General features: G+C 36.8%; 10 protein-coding genes. 9 read left to right on the top strand and 1 reads right to left on the bottom strand.

Annotation, left to right across the window (positions count from 1 at the left end):
- Positions 1-6: 6 nt before the first annotated feature.
- Both ABI125_12120 and ABI125_12115 read left to right on the top strand, forming a co-directional pair.
- Positions 7-1,713 carry a RagB/SusD family nutrient uptake outer membrane protein gene (locus ABI125_12120; GenBank protein ID XCF05469.1) on the top strand — a complete coding sequence of 569 codons (1,707 nt, stop codon included), beginning with the start codon at positions 7-9 and terminating at the stop codon, positions 1,711-1,713.
- Between the two features lie 39 nt (positions 1,714-1,752).
- Positions 1,753-2,919: a DUF5627 domain-containing protein gene (locus ABI125_12115; protein ID XCF05468.1), complete on the top strand. Its 1,167-nt coding sequence runs from the start codon at positions 1,753-1,755 to the stop codon at positions 2,917-2,919.
- Positions 2,920-2,989: 70 nt separating this feature from the next.
- Here the strand turns inward: ABI125_12115 and ABI125_12110 are convergent, their stop codons facing one another.
- Positions 2,990-3,871 (bottom strand): AraC family transcriptional regulator, encoded by an 882-nt coding sequence (locus ABI125_12110; protein ID XCF05467.1) that lies wholly within the window; start codon positions 3,869-3,871, stop codon positions 2,990-2,992.
- A 184-nt stretch (positions 3,872-4,055) separates the two neighbouring features.
- Here ABI125_12110 and ABI125_12105 point away from each other — a divergent pair, with 184 nt between their 5' ends.
- The 7 genes from ABI125_12105 (at position 4,056) to ABI125_12075 (ending at position 19,224) form a co-directional block, all read left to right on the top strand.
- Complete coding sequence (locus ABI125_12105; GenBank protein XCF05466.1) at positions 4,056-7,316, top strand: family 78 glycoside hydrolase catalytic domain; 3,261 nt, start codon at positions 4,056-4,058, stop codon at positions 7,314-7,316.
- Positions 7,317-7,330: 14 nt separating this feature from the next.
- On the top strand, positions 7,331-8,776 hold the full coding sequence (locus ABI125_12100) for a sulfatase (protein XCF05465.1): 1,446 nt from the start codon (positions 7,331-7,333) through the stop codon (positions 8,774-8,776).
- Positions 8,777-8,804: 28 nt separating this feature from the next.
- A complete protein-coding gene (locus ABI125_12095; protein XCF05464.1) occupies positions 8,805-11,330 on the top strand; it encodes a family 78 glycoside hydrolase catalytic domain in 2,526 nt (841 codons plus the stop codon).
- 17 nt (positions 11,331-11,347) lie between these two features.
- Entirely contained in the window at positions 11,348-14,596 is a 3,249-nt protein-coding gene (locus ABI125_12090) for a family 78 glycoside hydrolase catalytic domain (protein XCF05463.1), read from the top strand.
- A gap of 10 nt (positions 14,597-14,606) precedes the next feature.
- Complete coding sequence (locus ABI125_12085; GenBank protein XCF05462.1) at positions 14,607-16,016, top strand: L-fucose/L-arabinose isomerase family protein; 1,410 nt, start codon at positions 14,607-14,609, stop codon at positions 16,014-16,016.
- Between the two features lie 102 nt (positions 16,017-16,118).
- Complete coding sequence (locus ABI125_12080; protein XCF05461.1) at positions 16,119-18,500, top strand: alpha-L-rhamnosidase C-terminal domain-containing protein; 2,382 nt, start codon at positions 16,119-16,121, stop codon at positions 18,498-18,500.
- 19 nt (positions 18,501-18,519) lie between these two features.
- Positions 18,520-19,224: a DUF1080 domain-containing protein gene (locus ABI125_12075; protein XCF05460.1), complete on the top strand. Its 705-nt coding sequence runs from the start codon at positions 18,520-18,522 to the stop codon at positions 19,222-19,224.
- Positions 19,225-19,255: the final 31 nt, after the last annotated feature.

Here is a 19,255-nt window from a genome sequence, read left to right as displayed (position 1 = left end):
AATAAAATGAAAAATTTAATAAAATATATATTAATTGTGTTGGTATTCACAGGCATGATTGCTTGCGATACCTTTGAGCCTATCGATGAGAATAGACCAGACTTTGATTTTGTAAATTCAAACCCTGCAGCTGCAGAAGGCATTTTGTTAAATGCATATACAGGTTTGGTAGATCAGTATTCCTTTTCTGAAGCTGCAACTGATGATGCTGTTAATAATCAATTGACTAACGGTTATAAAAGAATCGCGAAAGGTGAGTTAACAGCTCAATTTAACCCAGCTGCCCGATGGAATAATTATGAACAGGTACTTTGGGTAAATAAATTTTTACAAATTGTTAACGCGGGAGAAATAGCTTGGAGTTTAGATGAGGTGACAAACAATTTATTTAATGACCGCTTGAAAGGTGAAGCATTAGCGCTAAGAGCATTGCATCATTTTTATGTGCTTCAGGCACATGCAGGAAAAAATGCTTCTGGAGAGTTGTTAGGTATTCCGTATTTCACTGAGTTTATTGAAGCTGATGGTAATTTTAATGTACCCCGTTTGTCATTTGAGGCTACTGTTCAAGCCATTATGAAAGACTTTGACGATGCATTAGAGTTGTTGCCAACAGACTATAGTGAGAGTCCAAGTGATGACAAATATGACGGTATAGATATTAATGTTTACAGAAGGGTAAATGGTGCTCAAAATAATTTACGTATATCAGGTAGAATTGTAAGAGCCTTAAAAGCGCGTTTAGCTCTTTTTGCAGCAAGTCCAGCATTTTTAAATGGCCAAGGAAATTACTATGAAATTGCAGCAGAAAACGCAGCTTCTGTTTTAGAAACTATAGGAGGAGTTTCTGGTTTAGATCCAAATGGTATTGAGTTTTATACATCAGATGATAACATAAAGAGTATAGAATCCCTTTGGCGCGGTTCTATTGGTGGTAATAGCTCAACTTATGAAGAAAGAATGTTTCCACCTTCTGTAAATGGTAGAGGGGAAATTAATCCAACACATAATTTTGTAATGGCATTCCCAATGATGGACGGAACTCCTGCCATTCAAGCTAATGGCTTTGATCCACAAAATCCGTATGCTAATAGAGACCCGAGGCTGGATAAATATGTAGTTCTTAATGGATCTTCTTTTGGTGGCGGAACTATCAATACTGGTCTTGGCGGAGGAATAAATAGGTTAGATTCTATTCCTGAACGATCTACAACTACTGGATATTACCTTAAAAAATTATTACAACCAGATGTTAGAATCAATAGTGACGGAACTAAAAGTGGAAAACCACATGCTGATGTGTACTTTAGATACACAGAATTATTTTTAATTTTAGCAGAAGCCGCTAATGAAATTGGAGGGCCTGACCATCAGGTTAAGGGAATGTCTGCGCGTAGTATTATAACAGCAATTCGTGAAAGAGCCGGTATTTCGCCAGATAACTACATAGGGTCTATTACTACTAAAGAAGCTATGAGAGAACTTATTAGAAATGAACGACGTATAGAGCTAAGTTTTGAAGGACACAGGTTCTGGGACCTTAGAAGATGGGGAGTGTCACTAAATGAAACAGCAAAAGGTTATTTTTATGATGGAAGTAATTATGTGGAGTTACCATCCATTGAAAGAAGAGACTTTAAATCTATTTATATGCCAATCCCAAATGCTGAGACTTTAAAGTTTCCTGAACTTGAGCAAAATAATGGCTGGTAGGGTAATTGTGTAAATTAAAAGAATAAAAAAATATTAAACATGAAAATAAAATATTTAATAATATGCGCAATAGCCTTTAGTTTAATGGCTTGCGAAAATCAGGAAAATGAGTTTGACGATTTTGGCTCAACTTCAGTATATTTTCCATTTCAAACCCCTGTAAGAACATTAATTCAAGGGAAGTATGATTTAGGTTTTAATGAGAATGATAATAATGGGCGATTTGAAATTGGTGTTATTATGTCGGGAGTTTATAACAATGATAAAAACCGAAGAGTACATTTTGAGTTAGCTCCCGATTTGGTAGATGCTGCTACTTTAGGATTAGATACTGTAAATGTGAAGGTGTTACCAGCGTCTTACTATACTATTGAACAGGAAAGCCCCGTGACAATTCCTTCCGGTTCTACGAAGGGGCGTATCCCGGTGCAGCTTTCAGATGCTTTTTTTGATGACCCACAATCATTTGCGGAGTTTGGTGAAGTACATTATGTAATTCCATTAAGAATTACAGATTATGAAGAATTAGATTCGCTTTTAACAGGTGTGCCGGCTGATGGCGTTACTGACCCTATAAAGATTAAAGCAGATGATTGGCAAACACAACCTAAAGACTATACACTTTTTGGTATCAAGTTTATGAATAAATATCAAGGTATCTATTTAAGGCGCGGTGAAGATGAAGCTGTAGGGTCTAACGAATCGGTTACGGTTTATGAAAATGGAGATCCAACAGAAATAGTGTCAGAGACCATTGAGGGGTCCACCGTTTATAGATCTGAGTTTGTTGTCCGTGATGAATTGCTCCCTGTATCAACTGCAGGAAGAAATAAAGCGATTACTACAATTGATGTTAGAAGACCAGGTGTTGCTACAAATAGTAAGTTGTCTTTACTATTGACATTTAACGATAATGAAGAAATTACGGTTTCTAATGCTGATCCAAGTAGTACCGTTACTGTAACTGGCTCAGGAAAATTTGTTGAAGATGGTGATGAATGGGGAGGAAAAAGCCGAGACGTAATTTACTTAGATTTTCAATACCGTGAGCAAGAAGTTGAAGTTACTGAAGATCGTTTTTTTGGTTCGTTAATTTCAACAACAACAGCAACATTTGATTTATTGCATACAGTAAAAGATACTCTAGTAATAAGAGACAGGGATGTTAAGTTTGAAGAGTTTACTTTGGAATTGACTACAGAATAATAGGTAATAGTTTAGAGTTTATTTTTACTTGTTATAAAAAGCGGGAGCGACTAATTGCTCCCGTTTTTTATTATTCCTTTTTTTCATAAACTCTATATTGTCCAGGAGTCATTCCTGTTTTGCTTTTAAATAGTCGGTTAAAATAATAGTCAGATTCAAACCCCAATTCAAACGCAATTTCTTTTTGGGATCTATCGGTGTTTAAAAGCAATTCTTTGGATTTTTCAATTTTCAGCAATAAAAAATATTGTAGAGGGGAAATACCGGTTTGTTTTTTAAAGTCTACTCTGAATTTTGAATAGCTAATTCCTATGTGGATTGCTATATCGTGTAGTTGTATGGTTTTGTTGATGTTCTTGTACATAATGCTTTTTGCTTTGGAAATCATGGAGTTGAGGTTCTCGATGTTGTTGCCGCCCGATTTGATATTGTAAAGTTCTGCCATAAGTTGCAAGCAAATACCAGAAGCCAATCTTTGGTAACCATAAGGTTCTTCGTCAAATAATTTGAATAAGGCATTGAAATGATTTAATATGGAAGATTTATTGCATTTTGAAATTATAGGTTCACTAGCACTAAAAAAACCATTGGATAGAAATTGAGAAGCTATTTTTCCAGAGAACCCCACCCAACGTTCGGTCCAGCCTATGCTTTTTTTAGGCTTATATCGGTGCCAAACCCCTGGAAATAATAAAAAAATGTCACCGTCAGAAACATTTATTTCTCCAGTAGTTTCACTTTCAAATACACCTTTTCCTTTTGTAATAAAAACAAGATGAAATTCATTTAAAACGCGCCCCTTTTCCCAAGTAAAAACATACTGGTCAGGGTGGTCTCTAGATGGATATCCAGAGTGTTTTTCTATAACATTTCGTCCAATATTGTTTATGTGAAACCCCCATAATTTATCAATATTTGTTGTAATTAGGTATTTCCGAAACTTATTCTTCATATCATTTTGTGCAACTAATATATCAATTTGTCAATTGTTTTTAACAATAAAATAAAAGAAATTTACATCATCTAGATTAGAATAATCGTAGGCATACAGGTTTCAGCATGATGCATTTGTAAAAGTGTTTTTCTAATTTATCGATCATACTAACTAAACTAAACTAAACTAAACTTTCTAAAAAATGAAAATTACACCTATTACCACTAGGTTTTCATCACTCGTCATAATTATTACATTTTTTTCATTGGTGGCGTGCAAACCTTCTTCAATTACTATTGAAGAATTGAAGTGCGAATACCGAACTAATCCTTTAGGCATTGACAATACAGCCCCAAGATTTAGTTGGATTATGGTGGACGCTGAGAAATCCCGTGGTCAAAAACAAACCGCTTACCAAATTTTAGTCGCTAGTAGTTTAGAACAATTAAATGCTGATACAGGAGATCTATGGGATTCTGGAAAAATAACATCCAATCAATCAGTTAATGTGAAGTTTGATGGAAATACTTTAGAATCAGGAAAGCACTATTTCTGGAAGGTGAAGATTTGGGATGCGAATGGTTTCGAGTCTAATTGGAGCGAGATAACTCATTTTTCAATGGGATTATTGAACCCAGAAGATTGGAAAGGCGAATGGATTTATAAAAAAGACCAAAACAAAAAAGACCATAATTGGTATAGAAAAAATGTGTCTTTAGATAAAACACCGCAATCTGCATTTATTTATATAGCGTCTTTTGGATATCATGAATTGTACGTGAATGGAAAGAAAGTGGGTGATGAGGTGATGAATCCAGTAAATTCCTTTTTCAAAAAACGCTTACCGTATCTAACTTATGATATTAAGGATTATTTAAAGAAAGGTGATAACGTCATCGGAATTTGGCATGCGGCAGGTTGGGCAAGATGGGGACGTGTAAAAGATTATTTCGATCCGCCTTTTGTATTTAAAGCTCAGGCTAATATTGATTTAGGTGAAGACAGGATGACCATAGTTTCAGATGCCTCATGGAAATGCAAAAAAAGCTACAGTTCTTACAATAGTTCATGGGATATATTAGATTTTGGCGGTGAAATTATTGATGAACGTTTACGTGAAGACGATTGGAATACTGCTGAATACGATGATAGTAATTGGGCAAATGCCGTTGTTTTTGATGAAACAGAAATGCAGGATGTTGCATTAGCTGATATTAATTTAGGGCCAAAAGGGGCTATAAGAGCACCAAGCACAGATGCTAATCCGCCTACAAGTAAAATTACAGCGACCTTAAGTGCACAAATGGTAGAGCCACAAGTGAAGTTTAAGGAAGTAAAACCTATTGGAGTCGCTAAAAATGAAGAAGGCAATTATGTGATTGATATGGGCGAAAACTACACCGGTTATTTCGAAATGAACCTTTATAATGGTAAAGCGGGCGATACCGTTACTTTTGAAATTGCCGACCATAAAGAGGTGTCCACATCATGGGAACAGCGCAGTAAATATATTTATGATAAAACCGGCAAAGGCCATTTTACCAATCGATTCAATTTGGCGGGAGGACGTTTTGTAACCATTTATGGTATTAATTATAAACCAGAATTAAAAGATATTAAAGGCTATGTTATTACCAATAATCGCAAACAAATAAGTCAGTTTGAAAGCTCAAGCGAGTTACTAAATAAGATTTACCAAGTGAATCTGAATACCTACATCGCTAATACGATAGATGGTATTTTGGTAGATTGCCCACACCGCGAACGACGAGGTTGGGGAGAAGTGACCGTTGCCGCTATGTACGGTGACGCTCTACCTAATTTTGAAAGTGGCGCCTACATGATGCAATATGCGCAATTGATGCAAGATACTCAGGCCGAAGACGGTAAAATGAGAGCAGTTATAAATGGCGACGATTTTGAGTTTTTAATGTGGATGGCCAACAGCCCAATAACCATTTGGGAAACCTACCGTATGTTGGGCGATAAGCAACTATTGGAAAATCACTACCCAACATTAAAAAAATGGATGCACTGGTTATATGAACATTCTAATTTTGATACCCAAGATGCTTTAAGAATTGGTGAACGAGGTACTTTAGAATTCCCAGGATTGGGCGATTGGTGTACACCACGAGGTAATTTTTGGACGTCTAGTAACTCTCCAGAATCAGAACATTTCAATAATTGTGTGTATGCTTTTATGCTCAAATCAGCATTCGAAATAGCCAAGACTTTAGATAAAACGGACGATGTAAAACTGTTTTCTGACCGTTTGGAAGTACAGCGAAAAGCAACACATCAAAAGATATACGATGCCCAAACTGGGAAATATGGTGAAGGGCATCAAGTAAATCAGGCTTTCGCTTTACTTTCAGGCGTTACTCCCGAGTCAGAACAACAAAAAGTTTACGATAATTTGGTGGACCAAGTTTTATATAAATTCCCATATTACGATACTGGTAGTTCGGGTCAGGCTCTTTACACCCGCTATTTTATAGAGCATGGGGAGCGTATGGATTTAATTTATGAACTGTTAAAAGACAAACGTCATCCTAGTTACGGCTACTTTTTGGAACAAGGTAAAACCGTGTGGCCAGAGCGTTGGTCGGCTATTGGTAACAGTCAAATCCATACTTGCTATACTGGCATTGGAGGGTATTTTATTAAAGGCTTTGCTGGTATTCGTCCAGATGCCGAAAACCCTGGGATGCAACAATTTGTGGTTAAACCGGCTCCTGTGGACGATTTGTCTTTTGCAAACACTAGCTACAAATCCATGTATGGTACCATTGTTTCTAATTGGAATAAAAGTGCTGAAGGTGCAGCCTTTCATATTGAAATTCCAGTCAATACATCTGCAAAAATTTACATTCCGGCAAACCAAAAAGAAGATGTCTTAGAGGGTGGAACCATCGCTGAAAAATCGAAAGGCATAAAGTATATGGGGACCGAGAAAAGTAATGCGGTTGGAAATTATGCGATTTTTGAAGTTGAATCGGGTGTTTATGATTTCAAAGTAACTGAGTTGCCAAAAGTAATTTACCCAGACCCTCTAAACAAACCTGATAATTTAGCATTAATAGGACGAATGAATGCGTCTTCAATGACAATTGATTCTGAAAAATTACCGCTTTTTGAGGCGTTTAGAGCAAACGATGAAAGCCTAGAAACATACTGGAAATCTGCTTCTACAACCAACGAATGGCTGGAAGTAGAGTGGTTTAAACCACAGACCTTTAATAAAATTGTAGTTAGCGAGAACGGATTAAACATTACAAACTATCAGTTACAATTTTGGGATGGTTCGCAATGGAAAGGTATTACCAATGGGACTTTATGTGGAGCAAATAAAGTACATGAGTTTGATGAGGTAACGTCAAATAAATGCCGACTTTTTATAAACCAAGCTAAAACCAAAGTGGGGATTTCAGAAATTCAGGTTTTCAATACAATAAAATAATTTAAAAAGATACGATGAGTTTAAAATACAGATTGATAATAACGCTTTTCACATTAGTTGGTTTAGTAAGTTGTGAAAAGGAAGAAACGGTAAAAAAACCAAATATTATATATGTGTGCGCCGACCAATGGCGCGCATCTTCAGTTGGTTTTGGTGGGGATAAAACAGTAAAAACACCAAATATCGACAAGTTAGCTGATGCAGGTCTTAATTTTACCAACTGTGTTTCTGTAGACCCAGTTTGTACTCCTTATAGAGCGGCTTTAATGACAGGGAAATATCCAACATCTACTGGTATGTTTTTAAACGATTTGTATTTGCCATCAGATGAATTGTGTATGGGAGAAATTTATCAACAAGCAGGGTATAACACAGCATATATTGGCAAATGGCATTTAGATGGTCATGGTCGCAAAGGTTATATTCCGCCAGAGCGTCGTCAAGGTTGGGAGTATTGGAAAGGTGCAGAATGCGACCACCATAACCCTCGTTCACATTACTACACAGGGAATTCAAACGAAATACAATATTGGGAAGGCTTTGATGTGTTTGCACAAACTGCAGATGCGCAAAATTACATCCAAGAACATGCGAAAGATGACAACCCTTTTGTTTTAATGCTGTCTTATGGGCCTCCGCATCCTGCTTCTCCACCGGCACCAAAAGAATATAGAGACATGTATCCGTTAGGTGATATTGAGTTATTACCCAATGTGCCTGAGGAATATCATGATGAAGCACGTGCAGCATTGCAAAATTATTATGCGCTTGGTTCGGCTGTAGACAGCAGTGTAGGAGAATTAATCCAAACTATAAAGGCAGCAGGTATAGAAGATAACACTATTCTGGTATTTACCTCAGACCATGGTGGAATGATTCGCTCTCATAGTTTACCAGTAGTATGGAAACAAGTACATTGGGATGAATCTGCCAGAGTACCTTTTTTAATGTATTATCCAGGTTTGAAGGAGCATACATCAAGACAAGTAAAAACACCTATTAATACCCCGGATATTTTACCAACCCTATTAGGGCTTTCTGGTATAAGCATTCCAAAAACCATCGAAGGAGAAGATGTTTCCGCTATGCTTAAAGAAGGTAGTGAAATTGAAGGACGCTCTTCTCTTTACATGTCCGTGGCGCCAATTGTAGGGCAAGGAGACGCCTATCGTGCCATTAGAACAGACCGTTATTCATATACACGTTTGGTAGATGGCACACGTTTGCTTTTTGATATTATAGACGACCCTTATGAAATGAATAACCTTATCGGTAATATAGAATTTGAAGACATAAGCAATACATTAGAAAAGAAATTGCAAGAGCATCTGGAGAAGATTGGAGATACTTTTGAAGCACCTGCACATTATATTGAAAAATGGGGTTATGTACTGGGAGACAAAGATGAAATACCATACAAAGGAGAAACAATTGTTCAGTCTCCAAAGCCAATAAATTAATAATAAATTCATATTATTTAGTTAAACTATGATGCAACATAAAAAGAAAGCAACACTACTTTTTTTAGTGTTTACCGTGTTTTTCCTTTGCGTAAATGCCAACAAAAATCTATTCAGAAGTGATTCTGACGAGAAAGGGAACGTAATTGCCGATACTGTAAATTGGGGCAGCGCCAAATGGATTGGCTATACCAAAGACCATCGTCCTGAAGAATGGGCAGCTAGAGATTTAGTAAGTAACCAGCCACCTATGAATATTAATACTTGGGAGCCCACGGAAGAAGATTTGAAAGTAACCAGACGCAAAACCCATCCTTCTGTGCTTCTAAGAAAATCATTTTCAGTAACTAAAGAAGTAGCATCAGCAGAAGTAGCCATTTGTGGATTAGGACTTTATGAGCTGTATTTAAATGGTAAAAAAGTAGGCGATCGTGTGCTCGACCCTGCCCAAACCTCATACGATAAGCGGGCTTTTTATGTGCGTCATGATATTACAGAAGCGATTAGTAAAAACAACGGTTTAGGGGTAATGTTGGGTAATGGGTTTTATGGTCAAAATATGGCGTTTTGGCCAGGGCTAGCTTATGGAAAACCACGTGCAATTATGGTATTAAATATCCTCTACAAAGACGGGACTAAAGAACAAATTATTACCGATGAAAGTTGGAAAGCACATAGTAGCCCTATACTTTTTGATAATATTTACTTAGGTGAAACTTATGATGCACGAGCTGATTTGAACGATTGGAGCACCTTTAATTTTGATGATACCTCATGGGAAACTTCAGAAATAATGAAAGCACCAACGCATAATTTATTGGAGCAGGATTTAGAGCCCATGCGAAAGATTAGAACAGTTAAACCTATAGCTGTATGGAAAGCAGAAAATGGTTGGATTTTAGACATGGGACAAAACATGACGGGTTGGTTGGCAATTTCTGTAAAAGAAAAAGCAGGTACTGTTGTAAAAATGCGTTTTGCTGAACATCTCATGCCCGATAAACAAAATATAGACCCTGCATCTACTGGAATTCACGTAACTGGAAATACCCAAACCGATGTATATATCTGTAAGGGCAATGGGACTGAAACTTGGGAACCCCGTTTTACCTATCATGCCTTTCGATATGTTCAAATTGAAGGCTTAAGTAAAGAACCAGATTTAAGTCAATTTACAGGTTGGTTGGTTCGAACAGATGCAGAACGTATAGGGACTTTTAAATGTTCAGACCCACTAATAAATAAGTTTTATGAGGTGTCTATGTGGACTATCGAAGACAATATTCAAGGATTATTAAGTGATTGTCCGCACCGAGAACGTTGTGCGTGGATGGGAGATGCTTATGTGGTGGCTGAAGCCGCTAGTTTTAATTTTGATTTAAAACGCTTGTGGCAAAAAACATCTTCAGATATGGAAACAGTTTTGGGTGTGTCTAAAGCACATTTTAAAGACCCCTTTCCTTATGATTTGCGAGCGCCGTCTAATATTTCCGTTGGAAAACGCCTCTGTTTACAAGCGCGACCGGATTGGGGAGCAGCCACAATTATGGTTCCATGGTTTTCGTACGTATACTATGGAGATACAGCCATCATTGAAGGCGCTTGGGATATGATGGAAGGCTGGATGGCTTACCTAGACGAAAAGGTACAAGAAGATGGGATTATTAATGGCGGATTTGGAGATTGGTGCCCTCCTGGAGGTAACCCAGAAATGGATACAGCACCGGCATTAACGTCAACAGCTTTGTATTATCAATCTTTAATATCTATGGAAAAAATGGCATTAGTGTTGGATAAAAAAGAAGCTGCCAATAGTTATGCTGAAAAAGCGAAAATGGTAAAAATCGCTTTTAATCAAACTTTTTTTAATGCAGAAACGAAGTCATATCGTTCCCAAACGGGTAATGCATTTGCATTGTATTCTGGTTTGGTTCCTGAAGGTTTGGAGCAGTTGGTTGCCGATAATTTGGCAAGCCTTATCATGAAAGATAAAAATGGACATTACAGTACAGGTATTTTTGGGCATCGTCCGTTATACAGCGTATTGAACGATTACGGGCATGATGCTGTGACAAAGCACTTATGGAGTATTACCGATTATCCGAGTTTGGGATTTATGACCGAGGAGCACGATTTAACCGTATGGCCAGAGGGTGTTAGCAATTGGGATAAAACGGAGCGGTATTATCGACATTCGTTTAACCACCCAATGCAAAGTGGTTTTGCAGCAGCTTTTCATGAAAGTTTAGGTGGTATCAGACCTAATGCAGATTATCCTGGGTTTAAACAGTTCTATTTAAAACCAACGTTTCTTGAAGGTGTAGATTGGGTAGAAGTAACTCATAAATCACCACAGGGTATGATAGAAAGTTCTTGGAAAAAAGAGGGTAAAGAAATAGTTTGGACCATTTCAGTACCTGAGAATTCTGAAGCTCATGTTCAGTTGCCAAACTATCCAAAAGAACTAATCAAATTAAATAATACATCAGTTGTTGCCAATGATTTTCAATTGTCATCAGGCAAACATATCATACTAATATCAGACTCAAAATAAAAAAACAAAGTTTTAAAATGAAGTATCTAAGGAATTTTGGAACATGTTTATTCATAACATTGGTTATTAGTCTGTTAAATTGTTGTAAAACCAAACCTTCCGAAGTAAAGGTAACGGAGCTGAAATGTGAATATAAATCGAACCCTTTAGGAATTGATAATGCCTCACCAAGGTTAAGCTGGAAATTACTAGAGGATTTACAAACAAGAGGACAAAAACAAACTGCTTATCAAATATTAGTGTCAAGTACTTTAGAACATTTGGAAAGCAATAATGCTGATGTTTGGGATTCTGGAAAAGTAGAAACCAACCAATCAGTAAATGCCAATTATCAAGGAAAAGCATTAGAATCGGCGAAACAATACTTCTGGAAGGTAAAAATTTGGGATAAAGATGAAGTCGCTTCAAACTGGAGCGAACCCGCTACATTTTCAATGGGCTTATTAAACCAATCTGACTGGAAAGGGGACTGGATTATGAAACCAGACCAAGAAAAGACAGACCATAATTGGTACAGAAAGAATTTTGAATTAAAGGATGCTCCTTCCTCAGCATTTGTGTTTGTGGGCTCTTTCGGTTATCACGAATTGTATGTTAACGGTGAAAAAATCACGGATAATGTGTTGAATCCGGTGTCTTCATACATGAAAAAAAGGATTCCGTACCTAACTTATGATGTGTCAGATAAATTACAAAAAGGCGATAACGTCATTGCTATATGGCATGCTGCGGGTTGGTCAAGATGGCGACGCATTAGGGAATACCGAAGCATTCCTTTTGTTTTTAAGGCTCAAGCTGAAATTGTTGTTGGAGACCAGAATATCACTCTAAAAACAGATACCTCATGGAAAACTAAAAAAAGCCATTCTGAATATTATGGTGATTGGGATATTCTACGTTTTGGAGGAGAAACTATTGATGATAGAAAACGAGAAGACGATTGGAACACTGCTGAGTATGACGATACGGATTGGATAAATGCAACCGTTTATAATCACGAAGAACTGAACGCTAAAATTCCAGAAGGGAATAATATTAGTTTTGCTTTGAATAGTAGAAAAAATAGGGAAGTACGTGCTTTGTATAGTCCAATTAAAGCTGAGTTAAGCACGCAAATAGTAGAACCTCAAGTTAAATTTGAAGAAATAAAGCCAATCGCTATTAGAAGAAACAAAGACGGGACCTATCGAATAGATATGGGGAGAAATTACACTGGATTTTTCGAAATGAAGTTACAAAATGGAGTGGAAGGCGATTCCATACTTTTTGAAATAAGTGACCAAAAAGAGGTGGTGATGAATTGGAAGCAAAAAAGTAAATACATTTTTGGAAAGTCTGGAAAGGGCACATTTACCAATCGTTTTAACGTAGCCGGAGGTCGGTATATTACGGTTTATGGTTTAAAGTATGAGCCAAGGGTGTATCACGCAAAAGGTTATGTGGTAACTAATGATAGAAAGCAAATAAGCCAATTTAAATCTTCCGATTCGTTGTTGAATCGAATTTACAAAGTAAATCTCGATACGTATTTAGCAAATACAATGGATGGTATTTTGGTTGATTGTCCACATCGCGAACGTCGTGGTTGGGGAGAAGTAACGGTAGCTGCAATGTATGGTGACGCTTTACCTAATTTTGAAAGTGGCGCTTACATGGACCAATATTTACAATATACCAGAGATGCGCAACTTGCCGATGGGAAAATACGTGCTGTAATTAATGAGGAAGACCGTCCATTTTTAATGTGGAAAGCTAATAGTCCTTTAACTGTTTGGGAGACCTATCGTATGTTGGGTGATAAAAAGGTACTAGAAGATAATTATGAATCCATGCAAAAATGGATGCATTGGTTATATGAGCATTCAAACTACGAATCTAATGGACCGTTAAAAGCTGGCAAACAAGGGGCAAGGGAGTTTCCTGGCCTTGGTGATTGGTGTACACCACGAGGCAATTTTTGGACTAGTAGTAATTCACCAGAAGCGCTTCATTTTAATAACACTCTCTATGCTTTCATGCTCGATAATGCAGTAAAAATTGCCAAGGCGTTAGGAAAAGATGATGATGCTAAAATGTACCAAGACAGGTTAAAAGTGCAACAACTAGCAACCCATGGGTTATACTATGATGAAACAACTGGTAGGTATGGTAATGGGCAACAAGTTAACCAAGCGTTCGCATTATTAACAGGGGTAACTCCTGAAGAAGAAATCGAAAAAGTAACCTCCCAATTGGAAAATAATGTGTTATACGATTTTCCATACTACGATACAGGAAGTTCAGGACAGGCGCTTTACACGCGTTATTTTATTGAATCGGGAGAACGTATGGATTTGATTTACGAGTTGTTAAAAGACAAACATCACCCAAGTTATGGTTACTTTTTAGAGCAAGGACATACCACATGGCCAGAGCGTTGGTCTGCTGTTGGTAATAGTCAAATACATACCTGTTATACCGGTATTGGTGGTTATTTTATCAAAGGTTTTGGTGGCATTCGTCCCAATCCAGAACAACCAGGCATGCAACATATGCTCATTAAACCTGTAATTGTTGGCGATTTAAAATTTGCAAATACTGAATATAAATCTATGTATGGTAATGTGGTAGTAAATTGGGAAAAACAGGATAACGATGCTTCATTTCATATTGAAATTCCAGCAAATACTTCGGCTAAAGTCTATTTACCAGCAAATGATAAAAATGATATTTATGAAGGTGAACAACTAGCTGAAAAATCTGAAGGCATTGAATATGTTGGTTCAGAAAAAAACAAAGCTGTTGGTAATTACATCATATACAATGTAGCCTCTGGAATTTATGATTTTAAAGTGAATACCTTACCAAAAACAGAATTTCCAGACCCGATACATTCACCCAGCAACTTAGCATCAATTGCAAGAATGAATGCCTCATCCATGTTTATTGAAACCGAAAAATTACCTGGTTTTGAAGCCTTCAAAGCTAATGATGACAATGAAGAAACTAGATGGCTCGCCAATGGTAATACAAACCAATATTTAGAGATAGAATGGGTAAAGTCTCAAACATTTAGCAAAGTGCTCATTGATGAATACGGACATAATATTTCAAAATATACCATTGAATATTTTCAAAATGATGAATGGGTTATTTTGACTAACGGCTCTAAATGTGGAGCGAATAAAGAGCATGTTTTTGATGAGGTAACTTCCAATAAGTGTAGGGTATTTATTGAAGCAGCAGATAAAGCCCCCTCAATTAAAGAAATTAAAATTTTTAAATAAATAGTAACAGATGAAAGTAGGATTATTTGGTATCGGTTTAGATACGTATTGGCCGCAGTTTGAAGGTTTATTAGAACGATTAGAAGGCTATCAGCAGCAAATTGCAGATAAAATGGAAGGCTTTGGTGCCGAGGTGATAAATGTTGGTTTGGTAGATGCGCCTCAAGTAGCACGAGATAAAGCAGAAATTCTAAAAAAGGAAGATGTTGATATCTTGTTTTTATACGTGTCTACGTATGCATTATCCTCAACTGTATTGCCAGTAGTTCAAAAATTAAAATGTCCAACTATCATTTTAAATATTCAACCTGTGGCTGCGATTGATTATGAGAGTTTTAATAAACTTGGAGACCGAGGCGTAATGACAGGTGAATGGCTTGCGCATTGTCAGGCATGTTCGGTGCCAGAATTAGCTAATGTATTTAACCGTTCGGGAATAGATTATGAGTTTGTTACGGGATATTTAGACGAACCAGCCGTTTGGGATGATATTCAAGATTGGATTGATGCTGCCAAAGTCGCTAAAGTTATGGCTAATAATCGCTTGGGTGTTTTAGGGCATTATTACTGTGGTATGTTAGATGTGTATGCGGACTTGACAAAACAATCTGCAGCTTTTGGTACACACATTGAAATTGTAGAAATGTGTGAAGTTAAAAAATACCGCGATGCTGTGACTGAGCAAGAGGTTGAAGAAAAAATCACTGAATTTAGAAACACTTTTGAAGTCATTGATGCCTGTGAACAATCCGAATTGGTCCGTGCTGCAAAAACTTCAATAGCTTTAGATAAATTGGTTGAAAACCATAATTTGGGCTCTATGGCCTATTATTATGAAGGCGAAACAGCCAACGAATATGAAAATATTGTTACCTCTGTTATCGCAGGAAATACACTTCTAACAGGTAAAAATGTGCCTGTGGCTGGTGAATATGAAGTTAAAAATGCCCAAGCCATGAAAATTATGGATGCGTTTGGGGTTGGCGGTTCGTTCTCAGAGTTCTATGCTATGGATTTTAATGATGACATCGTCATGTTAGGACACGATGGTCCTGCACATTTTGCCATTGCTGAAGGAAAAGTGCAATTAGTTCCGCTTCCTGTTTATCATGGTAAACCAGGAAAAGGCTTATCTATTCAAATGACGGTGCAACATGGTCCAGTGACCTTGTTATCTGTGGTAGAAGGTAAAGACGATGTGTTTTTGTTAGTTGCAGAAGGCGAATCTGTTGAAGGGCCAGTGCTTCATATTGGTAATACCAACAGCCGTTATCGTTTTTCTATTGGTGCTAGAGCATTTATGAACGAATGGTCTAAACAAGGGCCTTCTCACCATTGTGCCATAGGTGTAGGGCACATAGCGAATAAGATTGAGAAGTTAGGGAATTTATTGAACCTAAGAGTGGTTAGAATTTGTTGAAAATTTAGTTTAAACCATGATATTACAGGATAATTAAAAGCTAATCTTTGGTTAATTTTCCATTCTAAAAAAAAATCAAAAGTTTTTAATCCTAAATTAGTAATGTCAACACTACTTAAAACAATACAATTTCTAAAACAATCAATTGCATTTTTGTTAGTAATACTTTGCACATCAGCTTTTGATAATACTTCAAATTGGGGTAGTGCACAATGGATTTGGCAAGAAGAAGCTGGACCTACCAATACTTGGGTGGCCTTTAGAAAGGAATTCAACCTTAAAGACATTCCTGAAAACGCTCTGGCAAATATTGCTGTAGATACTAAATACTGGCTTTGGGTTAATGGGGAAATGGTCTTGTTTGAAGGTGGTTTAGCACGAGGAGCTGCACCAGACACCAATTATTACGATGAGGTCAATTTAAAATCCTATCTAAAGGAAGGAAAAAACACCATTGCTATTTTAGTGTGGTATTGGGGCAGAACCCGAAAAGTACATGATGATAGTGGTAAAGGAGGTTTATTGTTTTATACGGATTTAGGACAACAAGTTTTAGAATCTGATACAACTTGGAAAATCAAAGTTCACCCTGCTTACGATCCGAAAAGCGCTGGAGGAGGAGGTAGTGCCAACCGAGTCAATGCATACAATGTAAAATTTGATGCCCAAAAAAGTTTAGGTGATTGGACAGATAATGCTTGGTACACGAACAATTATGATGATGGAAACTGGGAAAAACCATCTGTAAAAGGTGTTGCCAACGGTAAACCTTGGGGAACTTTAGTGAAAAGAGCCATTCCACAATGGAATGATAGAGGTTTAGTAGATTATAACTCATTATCCTTAGGGAAAACTAAGGAAAAAATTATAGAATTACCCTTTACAAACACAACAGATTCTGTCGTTGTGATACATGCTAAATTACCTTTCAACCAGCAAATAACACCTTATATAAAATTAAATAGTGAAGCGGGAAAAACGGTTGTTGCAGATATGGACAATCCCTTCAATATGCTAAAGGGAACCTACATTACCAAATCTGGTGTTCAGGAATTTGAAAGTTATTCCTGGATTAATGGTCATTTTGTGGAATATTCAATTCCTCCAGGGGTAGAAGTGCTAGAACTAAAATACAGATGGACAGGTGTTGGAGAAATGACAGGTCATTTTGATACAAGTGATCCTTATTTTTCACGTCTGTGGTGGATGGCTCGAAACACGCTATATGTTTGCGCAAGAAATAGTTATATGGATTGTCCCGATAGAGAACGTGGTTTATGGATTGGTGATGTAGCAGACCAGACAGGAGCAGTTTTTTATACTTTGGATGAACCTGGGCGTTTGTTACTAAAAAAAGGAATCGATAATACCATTGCGTATCGAAGTGGTGATACCATTCAGGGGTTAGCACCTGGATTTGGAGCATATAGAGGAAAAAGTAGTGAGTTAACAGGGCAGAGTTTGCAATATATAGATCAAGGTATTTGGCAATACTACTACAATACAGGAGACAAAGCCACACTTGAAAATGCATATCCTGCTGTTGTGAGTTATTTAAAACTATGGTCTATGCAACCTAATGGATTGCCACAACATAGAAAAGGTTATGCCAATTGGGTAGATTGGGGAATAGATACAGACCCTGTCGCAACAAACGTAGTTCTTTATTATATGGCATTAAAGTCAGCCAAAAAAATGGCAATGGCTTTAGGAGAAACCAAAGATATTGCTTGGTACGATTCACGTATCAACAGTATTAAAAGTAATTTCGAAAAGGAATATTGGCAAGGAAATCGTTATGGTTCTAAAAATAAATTAATTGAAGAGCGTGTAAGTGCATTGGCTATTCTTAGTGGTTTAGCTAAAGAGGAACACCATACTATTTTAGTTGATAGCGTTCTAGTTCCTGTAAAAAAGTCAAGTCCACACATGGAATGGATAGCAGAAGAAGCGATTATGATTACTGGTCAATATGATAAAGGTTTGCAACGTATGAAAGACCGTTATCAAGAACAAGTAAACATGAAGTGGTTGACAACACTTTATGAAAAATACCAACCAAAATTAAGAGGTACGTATAATCACGCTTGGAATGCGCCTAATTACGTGTTGTCTAGATATATTGCAGGTATAAAGGCAACTGATGTGGCTTGGTCTTCATACGAAGTAAAACCAAATTTAGCTCACATGACTTCTGTAAAACAGATTGTACCTTCGGTACAAGGAGATATTACTGTAGAAGTTAATAAAACAGCAAACAACTATCAACTAGATTTAATTTCTCCAGAAAAAACTACAGCCACAGTTTACATTCCTAAAGAAGAGAAAGAAATTGCAAAAATTTTGGTAAATGGTAAAAATGTTTGGAGAAAAAATAAGTTGAAAAAGCAAATAGAAGGATTTGATTTTAAAAGTGAAGATGATGAATTTTTAGTTTTTCAGATTAAACCTGGTACATGGCAGTTGACAGCTTCTTATAAATAACTGACAAAAAAACTTTCTTATGAATACAAAAAAACAACTTATCTTTTTATTTAGTGCAGTGCTACTATCAATTACAGCAATAGCACAAAACAATCAAAAAAATAAAGAACAACTACTAAACACAGATAAAGAACCAAAACTAAAAAGTAAAAAATTCAAATCGTTGTTTGATGGAGAAACTTTAAACGGATGGTCACCAAAGCAAGGAACAATGAAATTTGAAGTTGTAAACGGCGAAATTGTAGGAGTCTGTAGTGCAGGCCCAAGTACTTTTTTATGTACCGATAAAGAGTATAAAGATTTTATTTTTACTTGTGAAATGAAATGGGAAGTGGACGGCAATTCAGGCGTACAAATTCGTTCAAGAATTAGAAAAGACCCCAATAGAAACACCGTAATTGGTCCACAAGCCGAAATGGAAGATTTGGCTAAAAATGGCCGTGGTTGGTCAGGTGGTATTTATGGTCAAAACTGTGGAGGTTGGTTTTATCCTTTAAAAGCGCCTGAACATGAACCCTTAAAAAATGCTATTGATCGCAGTGGTTGGAATCGATTGACTATTAAAGTAGTAGGGAATGTTTTTAAAACTTGGGTAAACGGTATTCCGGCCGCATATTGGGTTGATGAAAAGAATGAATTTCCTAAAGGGTTTATCGGACTTCAGGTGCACGGCGGAAAACAAGGCATTATTCATTGGAGAAATTTAAAAATTAGAGAACTTTAAAATTGAGTTGGAGTCAATTTATTTCAAATAA

Source organism: Tamlana crocina, assembly GCA_040429635.1.
Classification (GTDB): Bacteria; Bacteroidota; Bacteroidia; order Flavobacteriales; family Flavobacteriaceae; genus Flavisericum; species Flavisericum crocinum.
The sequence above is the reverse complement of the archived record's forward strand: the minus strand, read 5'-3'. Positions and strand labels throughout refer to the sequence as shown.

Coding starts and splice junctions, on each gene's coding strand:
- ABI125_12085 (XCF05462.1), top strand. CDS start 14,607: ATGAAAGTAGGATTATTTGGTATCGGTTTAGATACGTATTGGCCGCAG.
- ABI125_12080 (XCF05461.1), top strand. CDS start 16,119: ATGTCAACACTACTTAAAACAATACAATTTCTAAAACAATCAATTGCA.
- ABI125_12095 (XCF05464.1), top strand. CDS start 8,805: ATGATGCAACATAAAAAGAAAGCAACACTACTTTTTTTAGTGTTTACC.
- ABI125_12100 (XCF05465.1), top strand. CDS start 7,331: ATGAGTTTAAAATACAGATTGATAATAACGCTTTTCACATTAGTTGGT.
- ABI125_12105 (XCF05466.1), top strand. CDS start 4,056: ATGAAAATTACACCTATTACCACTAGGTTTTCATCACTCGTCATAATT.
- ABI125_12120 (XCF05469.1), top strand. CDS start 7: ATGAAAAATTTAATAAAATATATATTAATTGTGTTGGTATTCACAGGC.
- ABI125_12090 (XCF05463.1), top strand. CDS start 11,348: ATGAAGTATCTAAGGAATTTTGGAACATGTTTATTCATAACATTGGTT.
- ABI125_12115 (XCF05468.1), top strand. CDS start 1,753: ATGAAAATAAAATATTTAATAATATGCGCAATAGCCTTTAGTTTAATG.
- ABI125_12075 (XCF05460.1), top strand. CDS start 18,520: ATGAATACAAAAAAACAACTTATCTTTTTATTTAGTGCAGTGCTACTA.
- ABI125_12110 (XCF05467.1), bottom strand. CDS start 3,871: ATGAAGAATAAGTTTCGGAAATACCTAATTACAACAAATATTGATAAA.